The sequence below is a fragment of the Janthinobacterium sp. BJB304 genome (assembly GCF_002735765.1).
Taxonomy (GTDB): domain Bacteria; phylum Pseudomonadota; class Gammaproteobacteria; order Burkholderiales; family Burkholderiaceae_D; genus Janthinobacterium.
Genome location: NZ_PDZN01000004.1, coordinates 280894 through 299006, shown reverse-complemented (window position 1 = coordinate 299006; position 18113 = coordinate 280894). Strand labels below are relative to the sequence as shown.

General features: G+C 61.8%; 15 protein-coding genes. 8 read left to right on the top strand and 7 right to left on the bottom strand.

The window, feature by feature from the left end; genetic code table 11:
* Positions 1-98: 98 nt before the first annotated feature.
* The 3 genes from CSQ95_RS07040 (at position 99) to CSQ95_RS07030 (ending at position 4582) form a co-directional block, all read left to right on the top strand.
* Positions 99-884 carry a PhzF family phenazine biosynthesis protein gene (locus CSQ95_RS07040; RefSeq protein ID WP_099408965.1) on the top strand — a complete coding sequence of 262 codons (786 nt, stop codon included), beginning with the start codon at positions 99-101 and terminating at the stop codon, positions 882-884.
* A gap of 177 nt (positions 885-1061) precedes the next feature.
* On the top strand, positions 1062-3464 hold the full coding sequence (locus CSQ95_RS07035; protein ID WP_099408964.1) for a TonB-dependent siderophore receptor: 2403 nt from the start codon (positions 1062-1064) through the stop codon (positions 3462-3464).
* A gap of 149 nt (positions 3465-3613) precedes the next feature.
* Positions 3614-4582: an IS1595 family transposase gene (locus CSQ95_RS07030; protein ID WP_099408963.1), complete on the top strand. Its 969-nt coding sequence runs from the start codon at positions 3614-3616 to the stop codon at positions 4580-4582.
* A 24-nt stretch (positions 4583-4606) separates the two neighbouring features.
* Here the strand turns inward: CSQ95_RS07030 and CSQ95_RS07025 are convergent, their stop codons facing one another.
* Together CSQ95_RS07025 and CSQ95_RS07015 are read right to left on the bottom strand one after the other, a co-directional pair.
* Positions 4607-4996, bottom strand: coding sequence for a GNAT family N-acetyltransferase (locus CSQ95_RS07025; protein ID WP_218963587.1), 390 nt, complete (start codon positions 4994-4996; stop codon positions 4607-4609).
* Positions 4997-5293: 297 nt separating this feature from the next.
* On the bottom strand, positions 5294-5866 hold the full coding sequence (locus CSQ95_RS07015) for a histidine phosphatase family protein (protein ID WP_218963586.1): 573 nt from the start codon (positions 5864-5866) through the stop codon (positions 5294-5296).
* Between the two features lie 114 nt (positions 5867-5980).
* Here CSQ95_RS07015 and CSQ95_RS07010 point away from each other — a divergent pair, with 114 nt between their 5' ends.
* Positions 5981-8179 carry an OsmC domain/YcaO domain-containing protein gene (locus tag CSQ95_RS07010; protein ID WP_099408960.1) on the top strand — a complete coding sequence of 733 codons (2199 nt, stop codon included), beginning with the start codon at positions 5981-5983 and terminating at the stop codon, positions 8177-8179.
* A gap of 15 nt (positions 8180-8194) precedes the next feature.
* Positions 8195-8791 carry a 2-hydroxychromene-2-carboxylate isomerase gene (locus CSQ95_RS07005; RefSeq protein ID WP_099408959.1) on the top strand — a complete coding sequence of 199 codons (597 nt, stop codon included), beginning with the start codon at positions 8195-8197 and terminating at the stop codon, positions 8789-8791.
* A gap of 6 nt (positions 8792-8797) precedes the next feature.
* Here CSQ95_RS07005 and coaD read toward each other — a convergent pair whose 3' ends face one another.
* From coaD to CSQ95_RS06980, 5 genes are all read right to left on the bottom strand, one after another.
* Positions 8798-9943 (bottom strand): pantetheine-phosphate adenylyltransferase, encoded by a 1146-nt coding sequence (gene coaD, locus CSQ95_RS07000; RefSeq protein WP_099408958.1) that lies wholly within the window; start codon positions 9941-9943, stop codon positions 8798-8800.
* Between the two features lie 96 nt (positions 9944-10039).
* Positions 10040-11371, bottom strand: coding sequence for an ATP-binding protein (locus tag CSQ95_RS06995; RefSeq protein WP_099408957.1), 1332 nt, complete (start codon positions 11369-11371; stop codon positions 10040-10042).
* Between the two features lie 2 nt (positions 11372-11373).
* Positions 11374-12033 carry a response regulator transcription factor gene (locus tag CSQ95_RS06990; RefSeq protein ID WP_034750756.1) on the bottom strand — a complete coding sequence of 220 codons (660 nt, stop codon included), beginning with the start codon at positions 12031-12033 and terminating at the stop codon, positions 11374-11376.
* Positions 12034-12106: 73 nt separating this feature from the next.
* Entirely contained in the window at positions 12107-13624 is a 1518-nt protein-coding gene (locus CSQ95_RS06985; RefSeq protein WP_099408956.1) for a Do family serine endopeptidase, read from the bottom strand.
* Positions 13625-13871: 247 nt separating this feature from the next.
* Positions 13872-14342 carry an Hsp20 family protein gene (locus CSQ95_RS06980; protein ID WP_099408955.1) on the bottom strand — a complete coding sequence of 157 codons (471 nt, stop codon included), beginning with the start codon at positions 14340-14342 and terminating at the stop codon, positions 13872-13874.
* A 211-nt stretch (positions 14343-14553) separates the two neighbouring features.
* Here CSQ95_RS06980 and CSQ95_RS06975 point away from each other — a divergent pair, with 211 nt between their 5' ends.
* The 3 genes from CSQ95_RS06975 to CSQ95_RS06965 all read left to right on the top strand — a co-directional run bounded on the left by CSQ95_RS06975 (position 14554) and on the right by CSQ95_RS06965 (position 18067).
* Positions 14554-16437: a M61 family metallopeptidase gene (locus CSQ95_RS06975; protein ID WP_099408954.1), complete on the top strand. Its 1884-nt coding sequence runs from the start codon at positions 14554-14556 to the stop codon at positions 16435-16437.
* 70 nt (positions 16438-16507) lie between these two features.
* A complete protein-coding gene (locus CSQ95_RS06970; RefSeq protein ID WP_070221473.1) occupies positions 16508-16858 on the top strand; it encodes a hypothetical protein in 351 nt (116 codons plus the stop codon).
* A gap of 162 nt (positions 16859-17020) precedes the next feature.
* Entirely contained in the window at positions 17021-18067 is a 1047-nt protein-coding gene (locus tag CSQ95_RS06965; protein WP_099408953.1) for a BRCT domain-containing protein, read from the top strand.
* The last annotated feature ends 46 nt before the right edge of the window (positions 18068-18113 follow it).

Below are 18113 nucleotides of genomic sequence, written 5' to 3'. Positions count from 1 at the left end.
TCAATAGGCGCAGCCTTTGACTCCATCCAGCCAAGACATCGCGGAGCTTTGCACTTATTTTCGTTTATGCTGATGTTTTATCTTGCCCATCGACCGCCATGATCATTCACTTATTAAAATGTTTCGGCGCCGCACCCGGTGGCGGCAATGCGGCGCTGGTCGTGGAAAACGACGGCAGCAGCGAAACGGCGCGCCAGACCTTCGCGCGCGAACGCCAGGTCAGCGCCTGCGTCTTCCTCGACCGGCAGGCGGACGGTGCCATCGTGCTCGACTATTTTTATCCGCACACGCGCAGCCCCCTGTGCCTGCACGCTACCCTGGCCGCCGCGCATGTGCTGCTGACGGCGCCCGGCGCCCCGGCAACCTTGACGGTGAGCACGGCCATGCGCGGGCAAGCCTTGCAACTGGCGCGCCGCGCGGAAGGATTCTTCATCGGCCTGGCGCCGCAGCCGGCACCGGTCGTCATGCTGGAAAAATATGTGCCGTCGGAACTGATGGGCCAGCACATGCACTTGCTGTCGCCGCCCGTGATCGCGTCCGTCGGCAGCCCGAAGCTGCTGCTGGAAGTGGCCGACCGCACCACCCTCCGCGCACTGCGGCCGAACCTGGAACTGATCGCCGACTGGAGCGCCCTGCATCAGGTCAGCGGCTGCTATGCGTATTGCCGCACGGGCGAGCATGAATATGAAGGGCGCAACTTCAACCACCGCGATCCGGCGCTGGAAGACAGCGCCACGGGCGTGGCGGCGGGCGCGCTGTCAGCGCACCGACAACAGTCGCTGCGCCTGCATCAGGGCTACGTGACGCAGCAGCCGTGTCTGATCGAGGTGCAATACAGCACGCAGGCAATCTGGGTGGGCGGCATGGTGCAACGCAGCACCTGAACGGGGCATCACGCACCAGTACAAGGCAAGCCCGGCAGCGGCCAAAAGAGAATCAACCAGGAAACAACAGTTACAGCAAATTTGTAATAACAAAACAAAGTATCGCTGGTGAATGCTGAAATGATGGCACTAGAATCAAGTCACGAATCTTGCTCATCAGCCACTTGGAGATACTGCGTGCCGACCCTCACCACCTTGCGTAAAGCCATCCTCATCAGCCTGTACGGCAGCGCCGCCCTGGCCGCCGTCAGTCCCGCCGCCATGGCCCAGAGCACGGAAGCGGCCGCCACGGACGGTCCCGTGCAAACGGTCAGTGTGGTCGGCTCGCGCCGGGTCGCCAGCTCCGCCACCGATACCATGGTGCCCGTCGATATCATCCCCATTTCCCGGGTGGCCGAGCAAGGCGGCCAGTTTGATCTGGCGCAATCGCTGCAATACATTTCGCCCTCGTTCAACTCCACTCGCCAGACGGGCGCCGACGGGGCCGACCTGATCGATTCGGCCGCCCTGCGCGGCCTCGGCTCCGACCAGACCCTGGTGCTGGTGAATGGCAAGCGGCGCCACACGACGGCCCTGGTCAACCTGTTCGGTGCGCGCAACCGCGGCAACACGGGCACGGACATGAATGCGATTCCTTTGCTGGCGATCAAGAACGTGCAAGTGCTGCGCGACGGCGCGGCCGCCCAGTACGGCTCGGACGCCATTGCCGGCGTGATCGACATCGAACTGAAGAAAAGCCTGGGCTGCGAAGCGGTGGCCGGCTACAGCCAGTACTCGGAAGGCGACGGCAAGAATTACATGACCTCCGCCTACTGCGGCATCGCGCTGGGCGACAAGGGCACGCTTGCCATCACGGGCGAATACCTGGACCGGGGCCGCTCGAACCGGGCCGACGCGGACAGCATGCGCATCATCGGCGACACCAAGTCCAAGAACAAGACCCTGTACGTCAATGGCGACTACGCCACCAGCGGCACGGGCAAGCTGTACTTCACGGCCGGCGCGCAGACGCGCGACGCGTCCAGCGCCGCGTTCGGCCGGGGCGGCATCGGCAGCGACGACATTCCATCGCGCAATTCGGCCGCCATGTACCCGGACGGTTTCGTACCGTTCATTAACGGCAAGATCGACGACCAGTACGCCACCATCGGCCACCGCAGCCAGATCGGCGAATGGCATGCGGACCTTTCGCAAACCTATGGCTACAACAAGATGCGCTACGACATCAGCCATACCCTGAACGCCTCGATCGCCAACCTCGACCTGATGAATGGCGGCAAGGGCGTCAGCGCCAGCAACTTTGACGCGGGTGGCTTCTCGTTCCAGCAGCTGACCAGCAACGCCGATTTCAGCCGCTACTACGACACGGTACTGAGCGGCATGAACGTGGCCTTCGGCGCCGAATACCGCAGCGAAGAATACAAGATCATGGCCGGCGAGCCGAACTCCTACATCGATGCCGACGGCGTGGGCGTGGGCGGCAATGCGGGCAGCCAGGGCTTTCCCGGCTTCCAGCCCGGCGACGCCACCAAGGCCAAGCGCCACAGCATCGCCGCGTATGGCGACGTGGAACTGGACTGGACGGAACGCCTGAAAACCCAGGCCGCCCTGCGCTACGAAAAATTCAGCGATTTCGGCTCCACCGTGACGGGCAAGCTGGCCGCCAGCTATAAAGTGGCGCCCAACGTGCTGCTGCGTGGCTCGGCCAGCACGGGCTTCCGCGCGCCATCGTTGCAACAAGTGTATTTCTCGTCCACCTTCACCGACTTCATCGGCGGCGTGCCTACCGACGTGGTGCTGGCGCCGAACGGTGGCACCGTCGCCAATGCGGCCGGTATTCCCAAGCTGAAAGAGGAAAAATCCACCAGTTTTACGTTCGGCACCACCTGGACGCCGACGCAAGCCATTTCCGTGACGGCCGACTTGTACAATATCAAGATCAAGGACCGCATCGTGCTGTCGGGCCGCTTCAATGCCGACAACTACCCGGACCTGGCCGCGCGCCTGGCCCTGCTGGGCGTGGGCGAAGCGCAATTCTTCGTCAACTCCATCGACACGCGCACGCGTGGCCTGGACCTGACGGCCTCGCACAAGGGAGAATTCGCCGGCAACCGCCTGAACACCTTCCTGGCCTTGAATTTGAGCAAAACGGAAGTGACGAAAGTCAAGACGCCCGCCTCGCTGACGGGCTTCGAGGATGTCTTGCTGTCCGAACGCGAACGCCTGTTCATCGAACAGGGCGGCCCCCGTTCGAAAGCCACCCTGGGCTTCGACTACATCACGGGCAAGCTGGAGTCGGACCTGCGCATCATTTATTTTGGCCCGCAAACCCTGGGCACCTTCAGCGGCACGGCCGAGGGCGTACCGAACGCCCGCTACGCGGCCAAGACCTCGGCCGACCTGAGCTTCACCTACAGCATCAATAAAAATACCAAGCTGACCTTTGGCGGCAACAACATCTTCAACGTCAAGCCCACGACGCAAAACGCGGACGAGACGGACAACGGCTTCAAATACGACAGCGTGCAATTCGGCCTGAACGGCGCCTCGTATTTCGGCCGGCTGTGGGTGAAGTTCTGATCGCCGTGTCCACCTGAAGAAACAGCGGCTGCGCCGGCATGGGCAGCCGCTGTTTTTTTAGGCTCTGTCCCCGACAAATAGGGGAACTCAAGGAATCGTCCCCAGCCCCGGCTGTCTGACTGTACATATCAGACAAACGGGAGCCATCCATGCAGCCAGCCGAATGGAAAACCTTCATCGCCCAGTTCGCCGCACTGAACCGTCGCCAGCGTTTGGCGAGCACTGCTCTGCTGCGCGGGGCAGGATCGCAGAACGCCGCCGTGGCACTGGTCGAAAGCGTGGCCCGGCAGCGGTTACACTGTCCCGCCTGCAACAGCAGCCATGCGCACCGGCACGGTCATGCGCATGGACTGCAGCGCTACCGTTGCGTGCCGTGCGGGCGCACCTTCAATGCGCTCACCGGCACGCCGCTGGCCCGCTTGCGCCACAAGACCTTGTGGCTCGACTACGCCGACTGCCTGCTCGCATCGGCTTCCGTGCGCAAGGCGGCAAGCCAGCTGGGAGTGCACCGCAACACCGCTTTTCGCTGGCGCCACCGGTTTTTAAGCCTGGCCAAGACGGACCGGCCCCATTGCCTGCATGGCATCGCCGAAGCGGACGAGCTGTATGTGCTGGAGTCAGAAAAGGGCGCGCGGCATCTGACGCGTCCGGCGCGCCGCCGTGGCGGTCATGCCCACAAGCGCGGCATTTCCAGTGAACAAGTCTGCATCCTGGTGGCGCGCGACCGCACGGGACAAACCCGCGATTTCGTCGCGGGAAAAGGGGCGCTGAGCAAGGCGCAGCTGCATGCTTGCCTGCCGCCGGTGATCGATAAGGACATCTTGCTGGTCACCGACGGCCACGCTGCCTATCGCGCCTTCGCGCGTGAAGCGGGCATCAGCCACCAGGCCGTCAATGTGCGTGCCGGCATCCGCGTGCAGGGCGCCGCCCACGTGCAGAACGTCAACGCGTATCACAGCCGCCTGCGGGCATGGTTACGCCCCTTTCACGGCGTGGCGACGCGCTACCTGCCGAATTACCTGGGCTGGCGCTGGATACTGGACGCCGGGCGCATCCGCTCCTCAGAAACATTATTGAAGGCAACACTGGGAGAGTTCCCACATTTGACGGTGACATAGCTTTTTTTATGTCGGCATCACCATTCAATGCTCATCGCCTGCATAGATCCACATGGGTTCTGTTTTCCCGGCGCGCACGAAGCCCACGGATTCGTAGAACGCGATGGCCTTGCCGTCCGCTGTCAGCATTTGTTGGTGAAACCCCGAGTATTTTTCCAGCATCGCCGCCATCATCCTCCTGCCGACACCCTGGCCTTGCGCCATCGGATCGACGAGCATATGCGGGAAGTAGACAACCAGATATCCATCGGAAATGGCATTGCCGATGCCAATCAGTTTGCCATCTGTGCGGGCCGTCACCAGGCTGTGGGAATTGCGCAGCGCGGCCATCAGTTCTTGCGGTTTTTCTGCGGACGACCAGTTATTGGCCTTGTAGATGGCAATCACTTCTTGCTCAGTGATCACATCATTCATGGAAATTTGCATAGGCATGACCTCTTGTATTCTTATTGTGGACGCTGACCTTCGCCATGGGAAGGACTAAGCGTTTCGACAACATCCCCATCTATTGTATCGATCAACGCCCCGGTTTCTCCAGCTTGCGCACGAATGCACTTTTCCGCCCGTCCCACAGGCATTTCCGGCACCGGCCTGCCTCAAACACGTGCTCACACCCTGGCAAGCCATAAATGACCGAGGCGCATTCCGGACACAAGCTGGCCATGCTGCCGGCATCATCACGGTATCGGCTGCCACATTCGTCGCAAGTTTTCACAGTTCATAGACTCCCATGCTCCAGTACCGGCTGCCTTGCCTGTTGCGGGCAAGCCAACCCAATGCTTGCAACTCCTTGCCGATCAGGCGATTCATGATGCCATGCCCGACCAGCAGCACAGGCCCCTGGGCCGCAAGCGCAACAAGGCGCTCGGCGGCAGCCCTGGCGCGCAGCCCGGTGATCGTGAGCGAGTCCGACCCGCGCGCATAACCGAACAGCCAGAGCAGGCGAAAAATCACTGCCCAGGTTTCAGGCGGCAAACGAGGTGCTTTCCAGAGCGCAAAGGGCAGCGCGGCTTCACAGAAAATCGCCTCTTGCATGAAAGGTAAATCACCCAGTGCCCTGGCCGACGAACCTGCCCTCGATGCCGTGCTTGCCACGATGGTCGACGCGGAGAGCGCCGCCACTGCACACTGTGCAGGAATATCGTTCTCTTTGATCAGCGATTGATTGTAGCGTTCAATCCACTGTCCCATATGTATCGGCGCTATCCAGCGCCCCTTGGCGAGCCGGGGCTCGCCGTGACGCATCAGTGTTATTCGCATATTCAATCCGGTCGCCTCGCACATTTATCTGTCCGCCTCATTGCCACGGCCAGCACGGCCACGGTGAACAATCTTTGCCCTGCGGCGGAAAGCACGGATAATAGCGCCTAACTCATAAGCACAGTATTGGATTACCTCATGGAAATTAAAGTCAACTTTCTCGACAAGCTGCGTCTCGAAGCCAAGTTCGACGATTTTACGGTCATCGCCGACCAGCCCATCCGCTACAAGGGCGATGGCTCGGCGCCTGGCCCGTTCGATTACTTTTTGGCATCGTCGGCACTGTGCGCCGCGTACTTCGTGAAGTTGTATTGCGATACGCGCAATATTTCCACGGAAAATATCCGTCTGTCGCAAAACAATATCGTCGATCCGGAAAACCGTTATCAGCAGATTTTCAAGATCCAGGTCGAGCTGCCGGCCGATATCTCGGCCAAGGACCGCCAGGGCATCCTGCGCTCGATCGACCGTTGCACGGTGAAAAAAGTGGTGCAGACGGGCCCCGAGTTCGTCATTGAAGAAGTCGAAAACCTGGACGCCGATGCCCAGGCCTTGCTGGCCCTGAATCCGGCGCCGGGCGCGAATACCTATATCGTCGGCAAGGATTTGCCGCTGGAACAGACCATCGCCAATATGTCGGGCCTGCTGGCGGGCCTGGGCATCAAGATTGAAATCGCCTCGTGGCGCAACATCATTCCGAATGTCTGGTCGCTGCATATCCGCGATGCACATTCGCCCATGTGTTTCACCAACGGCAAGGGCGCGACCAAGGAAAGCGCGCTGGCGTCGGCCCTGGGCGAGTATATCGAGCGCCTCAGCAACAACCATTTCTACGCCGGTTCGTTCTGGGGCGAGGACATCGCCAACGCGGATTTTGTCCATTACCAGAACGAGCGCTGGTTCAAGCCGGGCCGCAAGGATGCGCTGCCGAAGGAGATTCTCGATGCATACTGCCTCGACATCTACGATGCCGATGGCGAGCTGCGCGGCTCGCACCTGGTCGACACCAATTCCGGCAATGCCGAGCGCGGCATCTGCTCGCTGCCATACGTGCGCCAGTCCGACGGCGAGACCGTGTATTTCCCGTCGAACCTGATCGAAAACCTGTATGTCAGCAATGGCATGAGCGCCGGCAATACTTTGGTCGAAGCCCAGGTGCAATGTCTGTCTGAAATTTTCGAACGGGCCGTCAAGCGCGAAATCATCGAAGGCGAGATCGCCCTGCCCGACGTGCCGCAGGAAGTGCTGGCGAAATACCCGGGCATCCTGGCGGGCATACAGGGGCTGGAAGAACAGGGTTTCCCCGTGCTGGTGAAAGATGCGTCGCTGGGCGGCGTGTACCCGGTGATGTGCGTCACCCTGATGAACCCGCGCACGGGCGGCGTGTTTGCCTCGTTCGGCGCGCACCCTAGCCTGGAAGTGGCGCTCGAGCGCAGCCTGACGGAATTGCTGCAGGGCCGCAGTTTCGAAGGCTTGAACGACTTGCCGCAGCCGACGTTTGCCAGCGAAGCCGTCACCGAGCCGAACAACTTCGTCGAACACTTCATCGATTCGAGCGGCATCGTCTCGTGGCGCTTTTTCAGCGCCAAGGCCGATTACGATTTTGTCGAATGGGATTTTTCCGGCCACGGCGAGAACTCGAATGCCGAGGAAGCGGCGACCCTGTTCGGCATCCTCGCCGACATGGGCAAGGAAGTGTACACGGCCGTGTATGACCAGCTGGGCGCCACCGCCTGCCGCATCCTCGTGCCCGGTTATTCCGAGGTGTATCCGGTCGAAGATTTGATCTGGGACAACACCAACAAGGCGCTGCTGTTCCGCGCCGACATCCTGAACCTGCATAAGCTGGACGATGCCAGCCTGGAAGACTTGCTCGACCGGCTGGAAAACAGCGAGCTCGACGAGTACGGCGACATCGCCACCCTGATCGGCATCGAGTTTGACGAAAACACGGTGTGGGGCCAGCTGACGACCCTGGAATTGAAGCTGCTGATTCATCTCGCCTTGCAGCAATTCGAGGAAGCGAAGGAATTGGTGGAAACCTTCCTGCAGTACAACGACAACACGCTCGAGCGCAAGCTGTTCTATCAAGCCTTGAACGTGGTGCTGGAAGTGGAACTCGATGACGAGCTGGAGCTGGACGACTACGTCGTCAATTTCCGCCGCATGTTTGGCAAGGAACGCATGGACGCGGTGCTGGGCTCGGTAGATGGCAGCGTGCGTTTCTTCGGCCTGACCCCGACCAGCATGCAGCTGGAAGGCCTCGACAGGCATCAGCGCCTGATCGACAGCTTCAAGAAACTGCACGCGGCGCGCGCCAGGGCGGCTGCCGCCTGACCCAGGAGCGATACCATGGCCGCACTGGAATTCTGGTTTGATTTCGGCAGCAACTACAGCTACCTGAGCGCCATGCGCATCGAAGCGCTGGCGCGCGAAAAGCAGGTCCATGTGATCTGGAAACCCTTCCTGCTGGGCGTCGTCTTCAAGGCGCTGGGCTGGGAGACGTCGCCCTTCGTCCTGCAAAAAATCAAGGGCGACTACACGTGGCGCGACATGGCGCGCCAGTGCGCAAAGTACGGCTTTCCATGGCGGCAACCGAGCGCATTCCCCCGCACGGCCCTGCTGCCCATGCGCGTGGCGCTGATCGGCGCGGACCAGGGCTGGATTGCGCCCTTTGCGCGCAGCATGATGACGATGAATTTTGCCGCGGACCGCGATATCGACAATATCGCGGCCGTCAGCGAGGCTTTGCAGGAACTGGGCCTCGATGCACACGCCATCCTGGCGCTGGCTTTGACACAGGACAACAAGCTGCGCCTGCGCCGCCAGACCGAGCAGGCACAAGCGCTGAACCTGTTCGGCGCCCCCAGCTTCCTCAGCGGCGGCGAACTCTTCTGGGGCAACGACCGGCTCGACGATGCGCTGGCGCATGCCGCCGCCCGCCCCTGACGAGCATCAGCCGGCCAGCGCCGCGATTTCCTTCTGCATGTTTTCAATGGCCCGTTCGTTGTACTGGTCGGCAAAGTATGCATCGCCGAACAGCTGGCCCGCCTGCGCCTTGCCGCACAAATGCTGCAGCGCCAGGCTCCGCTGCTCGTTGAAGCGCGCGGGGTCCACGTGCGCGTATTCGCGGCCGATGGCTTGCGTGTAGGCCTGGTACACCTCGTCATCCTGCCCCAGGATGGCCAGGTCGGCGCTGAGCATGGCATCCTTCAGCGCGTGGCTGATGCCCGGTCCCTGGAAATGATCGGTGACGCGTATCAATTGCGCCACATCAAGGTTGTCGCCCGCATCGAGGCCGCTGGCCAGCCACAGCTGGGCGCTCGCCTCTTCGCTGGAATACAGGGCATCGTCATCGTGGCTGTAGACGGCGTCGTGGAACCAGAACGCTTTCTTGACCAGCGCGCTGTCGCGCTTGGGCGCATAGGTATTGTCTGCCCACACGCGGATTTCGGACAGGCCGTGCACCAGGTGGTCGAGATTGTGATAGTGGCGGTCCGCGCCGCCATACGCCTGCGGCCCCGTCAGGTGGGCGAACCAGTGATCCGCCAGCGCGATGTCCGCTTGCGAGGCAGTCGTGTAATTCCACAGCGCTTCCCACTCCTTGCGCAGGCAGTCGAGTATCCACGCCTGGTAGGCCGGGCCGGGGACGAATTTCTTCATGGTCCAGTTCCAGCCCACGGGGCCTTCCAGCGCCTTGACGAAGCTGGAGCTGACGGAGCCGAGGTCGCGCGGCGGCATGACGAAGATCGTCTTGGCGCCCTGCAGCACGTCCACATTCGTTTGCTGGATCAGGTTTTCATAGTCGAAATCGGCCGTCGTGCGGATGCCGCGGATCAGGTAGTCGCAGCCGTGTTTTTTCGCCGCGCGCGCCGTGTAGTCGCCCTTGACGATAACCACCTGCACATTGTCCCAGCCGCACTCGCGCGCGCTCTGCTCGATGATGCGCTTGCGGTCTTCGGCCGGGAACTGCGGCTTCTTGGCGGGGTTTTGCGACAGGAACACGATCACCTCGTCGGCGAGCGAACGCGCTTCGCCGATCACCCACATGTGGCCGTTGGTGATGGGGTCGAGGGTTCCTGAAAATCCGATTCTCTGCATGCTGCGCTCCGTGGTCTGGTTCTGCTTGTTTCGCAGACAATATAGGGCCACGGCGCGCGCGTCAATGCAACATGCCAAAGATCATGATCAAAACGCTCATTTCACGGCTTGCGGGAATTCTACGCGCACGCACAGGCCGCCCAGGCGCTCGGATTTGTCGAGCACCAGGCGCGCGCCATGGCGCTCGGCGATGGCCTTGATGATGGCCAGCCCCAGGCCGCTGCCGTTGGCGTCCGTGCCAGGCACGCGGTAGAAGCGGCTGAAGACGCGCTCGCGCTCCTCGGACGGGATGCCGGGGCCGCTGTCTTCCACCGATAACGTCACGCCGACGGGGCTGGCGCGCAGGTCGATGTCGACGGTGCCGCCCTGCGGCGTGTACTTGATGGCGTTGTCGACCAGATTGCGCAACATGATGTTGAGCGCATCGGCCTGTCCGGCCACCTTGGCCGCATCCATGTGGTGCAGGCCCAGGTCGATCTTGCGTGCCTGCGCGATGCCGGCCATGTCGCCCAGCGCGCGCTTGACGACGTCGTTCAAGTCCACCGCCTGCAGCTGGTCGCCGCTGGCGGCGCTCGCTTCCTGGCGCGCCAGCACCAGCAATTGCTCGACCAGGCGCGTGGCCCGCTCGATGCCGGCGCTCACGCGGGAAATGGCCAGGCTGCGCTTTTCTTCCGATTCGGCCCGTTCCAGGCTCAATACCTGCAGTTTCAATGCCGCCAGCGGCGTGCGCAATTCATGCGCGGCGTCGGCGACGAAATGCTGCTGCGCGTCGAACGCCGTTTTGACGCGGCCGAACAAAAGATTGAGTTCATGCACCAGGGGCCGTACTTCGTCGGGCAAGCCCGCTTCGGAAACGGGCGACAGATCGTCCGCCTGGCGCGCCGCCACCTGCTTGCGCACGCGCGAGACGGGCGCCAGCGAACCGCTGACGACCCACCAGACGACGAGCATCAGGATAGGCGCCATCAGGGCAATCGGCCCCACCGTGCGCAGCGCCAGGCTGCCGGCCATGCGCTTGCGCACGGCCATGTCCTGGGCGATCTGCACGGTCTGGGAACTGGTTTGCACGGAAAAGATGCGGTAAGTCGTGCCGTTGGCTTTCACGTTCGAAAAGCCCAGCACGGCGCGCTGCGGCAGTTCCGCGCGCGTGATCGAGCGGAACACCTGCACGCCGTCCGGCGTCCACACCTGCACCACCATGTCGTTGTTGACAGGGTCGGCCGGCAAGGCTTGCGCGTGGTTGGCCAGCGGCGCGCCGGAGCGCAGCGACAGGGCCATCTGCTGCATGTGGTAATCAAAAATCTGGTCGGCGTCGTACAGGGCGCTGCGGTAGGCGATCGACGCCTGCGCCAGGGCCGCCATGATGATGGCCGCCAGCAAAAACCACAGCAGGCGGCCGCGCAGCGAGTGCGTCACCGTGACCTTCATCCTCATGCCTTGGGCACCATGTAGCCGAGGCCGCGCACGTTCTGGATCAAGTCGCTGCCCAGCTTCTTGCGCAAGCCGTGGATATACACTTCCACGGCATTGCTGTTGACTTCATCTTTCCAGCTGTACAGCTTTTCTTCCAGCTGCGCGCGCGACAGCACGATGCCGGGGCGCGCGATCAACGCTTCCAGCACGGCCCATTCGCGCGCCGACAGGTTCACGGGATGGCCTTCGGCGATCACTTCGCGCGTCAGCGGATTGATGGAGACGCCTTGGTGCTCGAAGACCGGTTCCGGCCGTCCCGAGGCGCGCCGCAGCAGGGCGCGGATGCGCGCCAGCAGTTCGTCGAGGTCATACGGCTTCAGGACGTAATCGTCGGCGCCCGCGTCGAGGCCGGCGATGCGCTGCTCGATGGCGTCGCGCGCCGTGGCGACCAGCACCGGCGTGTCGAGCTTGCGCAAGCGCATCGAGCGCAGCACGTCGAGGCCATCCTTGCGCGGCAAGCCCAGGTCCAGCAGCACCAGGTCATAGGTCTGCGTCTGCAGGGCCGTATCGGCCATGTCGCCATCCTTGACCCAGTCCACCGCGTAATGCTCGGCGCGCAGCAAGTCGAGCACCACCTCGCCGATCATCGTGTCGTCTTCTACCAGCAATAGCCGCATGGCCGCTCCTTTTTTATTTATTTGCCCCATAGCGGAAGGCTGGGGTCAGACCCGGCGGGTCTGACCCCGGTATTTACCCCAGCCGCACGGGAATGAATATCTTATCGGGGCCGCGCTGTATCAGCAAGGCCACCGACTTGGCGGATTTCTCCACCACGTCGCGCACCTGCTCGACCGTGTTGACGGGACGGCCATTGACCGACAATAGCACGTCGCCCGGCTGCACTCCGGCATTCGCGGCGGCACCGCCCGCGTCTTCCACCAGCAGGCCGGCGCTGATGCCCGCCTCGCGTTTTTCATCCGATTGTAACGGACGCAGGGCCAGGCCCAGCTTTACCTTGCCGGCGGCGCTGTCACTCTTCGCCACTTCGGCCACCTTGTCGGCCGCATTGCCCAGGGTTGCCGTCAGGCTGACGATCTTGCCGTCACGCCAGACATCCATGGTGATCTTGTCGCCTGGCAAGGAAGTTCCCACCAGCGCCGGCAAGTCGGCCGAGCCGATGATGCGCTGGCCATTCACTTTGCGCACGACGTCGCCCGATTTCAGGCCCGCCTTGTCGGCCGGGCTGCCCCGTTCGACGTTGGCCACCAACGCGCCTTCCGGCGTGGCCAGCTTGAACGAGTCGGCAAAGCCCTGGTTGACTTCCTGCACCGTCACGCCCAGCTTGGCGTGACTGGCCTTGCCCGTGGCGACGATCTGGTCCTTGATGCGGCCGGCCAGGTCGATCGGGATAGCGAACGACAAGCCCTGGAAGCCGCCCGTCTGGCTGTAGATCTGCGAATTGATGCCGACCACTTCGCCGCGCGTGTTGAACAGCGGGCCGCCCGAGTTGCCGGGGTTGACCGCCACGTCCGTCTGAATGAACGGCACATTGCTGTCGTCGGGCAGGGAACGGCCCTTGGCGCTGACGACGCCGGCCGTCACCGTGCTGTCGAAGCCGTAGGGCGAACCGATGGCCAGCACCCATTCACCCACTTTCAGGTCGCTCGAATGGCCGAGCGGCACGACGGGCAGGTTATTGGCGTCGATCTTCAGCACGGCAATATCGGTCTTCGGATCCGTGCCCAGCACCTTGGCGCGGAATTCGCGGCGGTCGTTCAACTTGACGGTCACTTCGCGCGCATCGCGCACCACGTGGGCGTTGGTCATGATGACGCCGTCGGGGCTGACGATGAAGCCGGAACCGAGGCCGTGCGTGGGCACGTCGCGTCCGCCCCGCTGTCCGCCTTGCGGCCCCTGGAAGCGGCGGAAGAATTCGAAGAAGGGGTCGTTGCCGAAATCGTCATTGCCGGCCTGGGCCGATGGGTCGTAAGCCACCTTGGTGCTGCCCGTGACGCTGATATTGACGACGGCCGGGCTGTTGCGCGCGGCGATCTGGCTAAAGTCGGGCAAGGCCACCAGCGGCGCGCTGGCGGCGGGCGCCACGGCGGCAGCCACGGGGGCGGCGGGTGCGCCGGCAGCGGCGGCATTCGCGCCGGCATTGTTCTGATGCACCACCATGCCGCCGCCGGCGCCCAGCACACCGATCGCGGCCAGCGCGGCTACGGTGCGTTTGATTTTCAGGGATGCGGTATTCGTTTGCTGTTCCATGAATTGCTCCTCATTCAATGAGATTTTGATGTATGCAATAGTGGGCCACGAGTCTTAGGCGGTGCTTAACATTTTTCTATTTGGAAACAGGCATTTGCGCCTTTAAGCAGGGTTTAATCTTGCGTGCCGCGTGACAATCAATGGAAGCCCGAACGGGCTCCGGACGTGACACTGGCCGGATTAACCGGCCAGTATTTTACTGCATGGGAGAGGCTAGCCCGGGCGCCCGAGGGGCGCCGCGATCAGATCAGGCTGCCTGGCGCTGTTCCAGCGCATTCACGTTGGCGGCGATGGTGTCGCTGCCGCTGCCGATCTCGATCTTGCGCGGTTTCAGCGCTTCCGGCACTTCGCGCACCAGGTCGATGGTCAGCATGCCGTTTTCAAACGTGGCGCCCGTGACCTTCACGTGGTTGGCCAGCTGGAAACGCTGTTCGAAATCGCGGGCAGCGATGCCGCGGTGCAAGAACGTGCGCTCGACGCCATCTTTCTGCTTGCGGCCCGTGACGTGCAGCGAGTCGCGTTCGGTGATGATGTCGATCTCTTCGCGCGAGAAGCCCGCCAATGCCATCACGATGCGGTATTTATCTTCCGACACCAGTTCGATGTTGTAGGGCGGATAGCTCGGTTGCGCATCGGCGCGTTGTTCGTTGAGCAGCTGTGCCAGGCGGTCAAAGCCGATGGCGGAACGGTACAGGGGAGCAAGGTCAAAAGTACGCATGATAAATATCCTTTTCAAATGAAGCGATAAGAGGGGCGGACCTCACCATGAGCATCCACCTGTTACCGATATACGGCCTCTCCAGTCCCTTTCAAGGCCTTGAAATTGGCGTAAAACGCCCCAGACGGCCTCAAATTTGTAAGAAATTTTTACAGAATGCTAGACTGCCCGTTTGCCATTCCCGCCGCCGCCCCGTCCCATGCCCCGCTCCATGCCCTATTCCCGTGCCGTCCTGTCCCTGTCCTTCTCGCTTCTCGTTTTCACTGGCGCCCAGGCCGCCTCGCCCACTACTGCCCCCATCGTGCTGCAGGTGGATGCCAGCAACGTGGCGCAGCAACTGTTCAGCATCCGCGCAAGCATTCCCGCCGCGCCCGGCAAGCTGACTTTGCTGTATCCGCAATGGGTGCCGGGCAACCACGGCCCCAGCGGCCCGCTGAACCAGCTGGCCGGCCTGCGCCTGTCCGCCAACGGCGCGCCCCTGGAGTGGCGGCGCGACCCCGTCAATATGTTCGCTTTTCACCTCGACGTGCCGGCCGGCGCCACGGCCGTGGAAGCGCAATACCAGCTCCTCTCGCCCGTCGACACGAGCCAGGGCCGCATCACCATGACAAGCGCCATGCTGGGCGTGCAATGGCATGCGATGACCCTGTATCCGGCCGGGCGCGCCGCGCGCGACATTCTCGTGCAACCGAGCTTGACCCTGCCGGCCGGCTGGGAATTTGCCAGCGCCCTGGAAGTGCGCGCGCGGGCGGCCACGCCGGCCAGCCAGCAAGTCGATTTCGAGCCGCTGGACCTCGACACCCTGGTCGATTCGCCCGTCTTTGCCGGACGCCATTTCGAGCGCATCGACCTCGACCCTGGCGCCAGGGTGCCCGTGCTGCTGAACGTGATGGCCGACAGCGCCGACAGCCTGGAAGCGTCGCCGCAGCAAGTCGAACAACACCGGACCATGCTGCAGCAAGCCTACAAATTGTTCGGTGCGCGCCACTACCGCCATTATGATTTCCTGCTGGCCTTGAGCGACGAGTTCGGCGGCATCGGCCGCGAACACCTGCAGTCGAGCGAAAACGGCGTCAAGCCCGGCTATTTCAGCGAGTGGGACAAGAACGAGGCGGGCCGCGTGCTGCTGCCGCACGAGCTGGTGCACTCGTGGAACGGCAAGTTCCGCCGTCCCGCCGGTCAGGACACGCCGGACTTCAACACGCCGCTGCAAAACAGCCTGCTGTGGGTCTACGAAGGCCAGACGCAGTACTGGGGCAATGTGCTGGCGGCCCGTTCCGGCCTGGTGGCGCCGGCCAATATGCGCGACCTGTTCGCCGCGACGGCAGCCCATTACGACGTGATGCCCGGGCGCAGCTGGCGCACCATGCAGGATACGACGAACGATCCCATCATCAATGGCCGGCGCCCCATAGCCTGGAGCAGCTGGCAGCGCGACGAGGATTACTATATGGAAGGCGCGCTGATCTGGCTCGACGTCGACACCACCATCCGCGCACTGTCCCACGAGCGCCGCTCGCTGGACGACTTCGCCCGCAGTTTCTTTGGCATGCAGGATGGCAGCACCACGCCCCTGCCCTACACCTTCGAGGACGTGGTGGCGGCCCTGAACGCCGTGCAGCCGCACGACTGGGCCGCCTTTTTGCGCACGCGCCTGGAGAGCCACGGCCCCGGCGCACCGCTCGATGGCCTGGCCCGCGCCGGCTGGAAACTCGTCTACCGCGACACGCCGACGCCCTTCCTGAAAGCGAATGAAGAGCGCAGCAAGAGCACGGACCTGAGCTATTCGCTGGGTTTGACGATCGACAAGGATGGCAAGCTGCGCAAGCTGCTGTGGGACGGCCCCGCCTTCCAGGCAGGTTTGTCCGGCAACACGACCTTGCTCGCCGTGAATGGCACGGCTTACACGCCCAAGCTACTGAAGGCGGCCATCCAGGCGGCCAAGACGAGCCCGCAACCGATCAACTTGCTGGTCAAAAAGGGCAAGCAATTCCAGACGGTAGCGCTCGACTACCACGGCGGCTTGCGCTACCCGCAACTGGAACGCATCGCCGGCACGCGCGACCGCCTGTCGGCCATCCTGCAGGCGCGCTGAGGCGGAGATTGCCCGGCGATTTTGCGCCGCACCCCCTATGCGGGGCCGGCTTTTGGTGTATGCTGGCGGCATGAACAATGACACCGACATCCAGCTCAGCGGCCCCTTCAAGGCCACCGACGGCTCCGGCCGTGCCCATGACATCAAGGCCATCCGCATCTTCGACGAAGGCTACGGCATCATCGACGTCTACGTCGATTTCGCCGCCCCGCTCGAAGCGGGCGCCTACAAGGACAAGACCCTGGTCGGCCACATCCTGACCCGCCTGCGCAGCCTCGGCTACGTGGGCCCCGACTTCGGCCACGGCGACCTGGGCTTGCAAGACAAGAAACTGATCGTCCTGGAAGCGCCCGAGGAGTTTTCCGCCTTTGCCGTCAGCAAGGGCTGGAAAGATCTTTCGGCCGAATTTGACGAAGACTGAGCCTTCGCATTTCTTTCCAGCCAAAACGCCGCGTCTGTATTTGCAGAGGCGGCATTTTTTTAGCCAAAACACAAATCAACACAAATCAAATGTATAGGAAGACAATTCCGGTACAGTAGAATCACCAGGCATCCTCGCAATTATCCAAATTCATGAAGGAGCTTGGCTATTTCCTCAGAAAACACACAATGCGTAACAGCATTTCGCCATCAAGCTGTCGCTGACCGCCAGGTGGACGAACTCATCGGCATAATAAAAGGCGTACTTGCAGATAACGTGGTCACGCAAGACGAAGTAGAGTTTCTGTTGGCCTGGATGGAAGCCAACCGTAAGGTGGCAATGCTCTGGCCAGCCAAAGTCTTGTATCCGCGTCTGGCTGCTGCGCTTTCTGGAGGCGCCATGCAATCAAGCGATGCCGTCGAAATACTCAGCCTATTGAGAAACACCATCGGTAGCGCAATCATTCCAGATAGAAATGAGCCCTCGGCACAAACCAGTACACGCTTGCCTTTAAGTAGCGACTCTCCCGTTACTTTCCAAGGAAAATATTTCTGTTTTACCGGAACATTCCAGTCTGGCACACGCTCGTGGTGCCAAGCGCAAATCGAGCAACGTGGGGGTATTTGTCTCAATGGAATCACCAAGAAACTCAATTATCTGGTGGTGGGTGTCACCGGCAACGAGAACTGGCTGCATTCGACGCATGGCAGAAAAATAGAAAAGGCCATTGCCTATCAGGAATCAGGTTGCGAACTCGCCATTCTCAGCGAGGAGCATTGGTACAGTCAGTTGCAGAACGGCGTACCCGTTATACACACACCGGAAATTTTTACCGCGCCTGTCATTGTCAATGAGGCCTCAATCGCCAATGACATTATCCCCATCATTATGGGAACTGGAAAATTCGGCATCGAAGTGGCGGGAGTATTTACGCATCAGGAACAAATAGCCCGAAGTGTCATTTCCTATGGTGAAGAGTTCGCCAACAACGGCCTGCCTGCCCTTCTGCGTCGGCATCCCGATGGCGCGATATCGGTAGAAATGTCCGGCAATATCACAGGCTACCTGTCCAAGTACATTGCCCGCGATTTCCACGCTGCTCTCATCGCCGGCGACCTGAACGAATACGCGGTATTTGAATGCTGTGCTCGCATCCTGAAGCACAATGGTTTGTATCAAATATGGCTGGATCTGCCTGAGGATGAATAATAGGACAGCAACAAGTAATCATATATTTGGGTGATACAACTTCAGG

What these genes read in the sequence shown, in the direction of transcription:
- CSQ95_RS06990 (WP_034750756.1), bottom strand. Translation starts at nt 12,033, where the DNA reads ATGCGGCTATTGCTGGTAGAAGACGACACGATGATCGGCGAGGTGGTG.
- CSQ95_RS07015 (WP_218963586.1), bottom strand. Translation starts at nt 5,866, where the DNA reads ATGTGCGAGGCGACCGGATTGAATATGCGAATAACACTGATGCGTCAC.
- CSQ95_RS06985 (WP_099408956.1), bottom strand. Translation starts at nt 13,624, where the DNA reads ATGGAACAGCAAACGAATACCGCATCCCTGAAAATCAAACGCACCGTA.
- CSQ95_RS07025 (WP_218963587.1), bottom strand. Translation starts at nt 4,996, where the DNA reads ATGAATGATGTGATCACTGAGCAAGAAGTGATTGCCATCTACAAGGCC.
- CSQ95_RS07030 (WP_099408963.1), top strand. Translation starts at nt 3,614, where the DNA reads ATGCAGCCAGCCGAATGGAAAACCTTCATCGCCCAGTTCGCCGCACTG.
- CSQ95_RS07040 (WP_099408965.1), top strand. Translation starts at nt 99, where the DNA reads ATGATCATTCACTTATTAAAATGTTTCGGCGCCGCACCCGGTGGCGGC.
- CSQ95_RS06980 (WP_099408955.1), bottom strand. Translation starts at nt 14,342, where the DNA reads ATGCGTACTTTTGACCTTGCTCCCCTGTACCGTTCCGCCATCGGCTTT.
- CSQ95_RS06995 (WP_099408957.1), bottom strand. Translation starts at nt 11,371, where the DNA reads ATGAAGGTCACGGTGACGCACTCGCTGCGCGGCCGCCTGCTGTGGTTT.
- CSQ95_RS06975 (WP_099408954.1), top strand. Translation starts at nt 14,554, where the DNA reads ATGCCCTATTCCCGTGCCGTCCTGTCCCTGTCCTTCTCGCTTCTCGTT.
- CSQ95_RS06970 (WP_070221473.1), top strand. Translation starts at nt 16,508, where the DNA reads ATGAACAATGACACCGACATCCAGCTCAGCGGCCCCTTCAAGGCCACC.
- CSQ95_RS07010 (WP_099408960.1), top strand. Translation starts at nt 5,981, where the DNA reads ATGGAAATTAAAGTCAACTTTCTCGACAAGCTGCGTCTCGAAGCCAAG.
- CSQ95_RS07005 (WP_099408959.1), top strand. Translation starts at nt 8,195, where the DNA reads ATGGCCGCACTGGAATTCTGGTTTGATTTCGGCAGCAACTACAGCTAC.
- coaD (WP_099408958.1), bottom strand. Translation starts at nt 9,943, where the DNA reads ATGCAGAGAATCGGATTTTCAGGAACCCTCGACCCCATCACCAACGGC.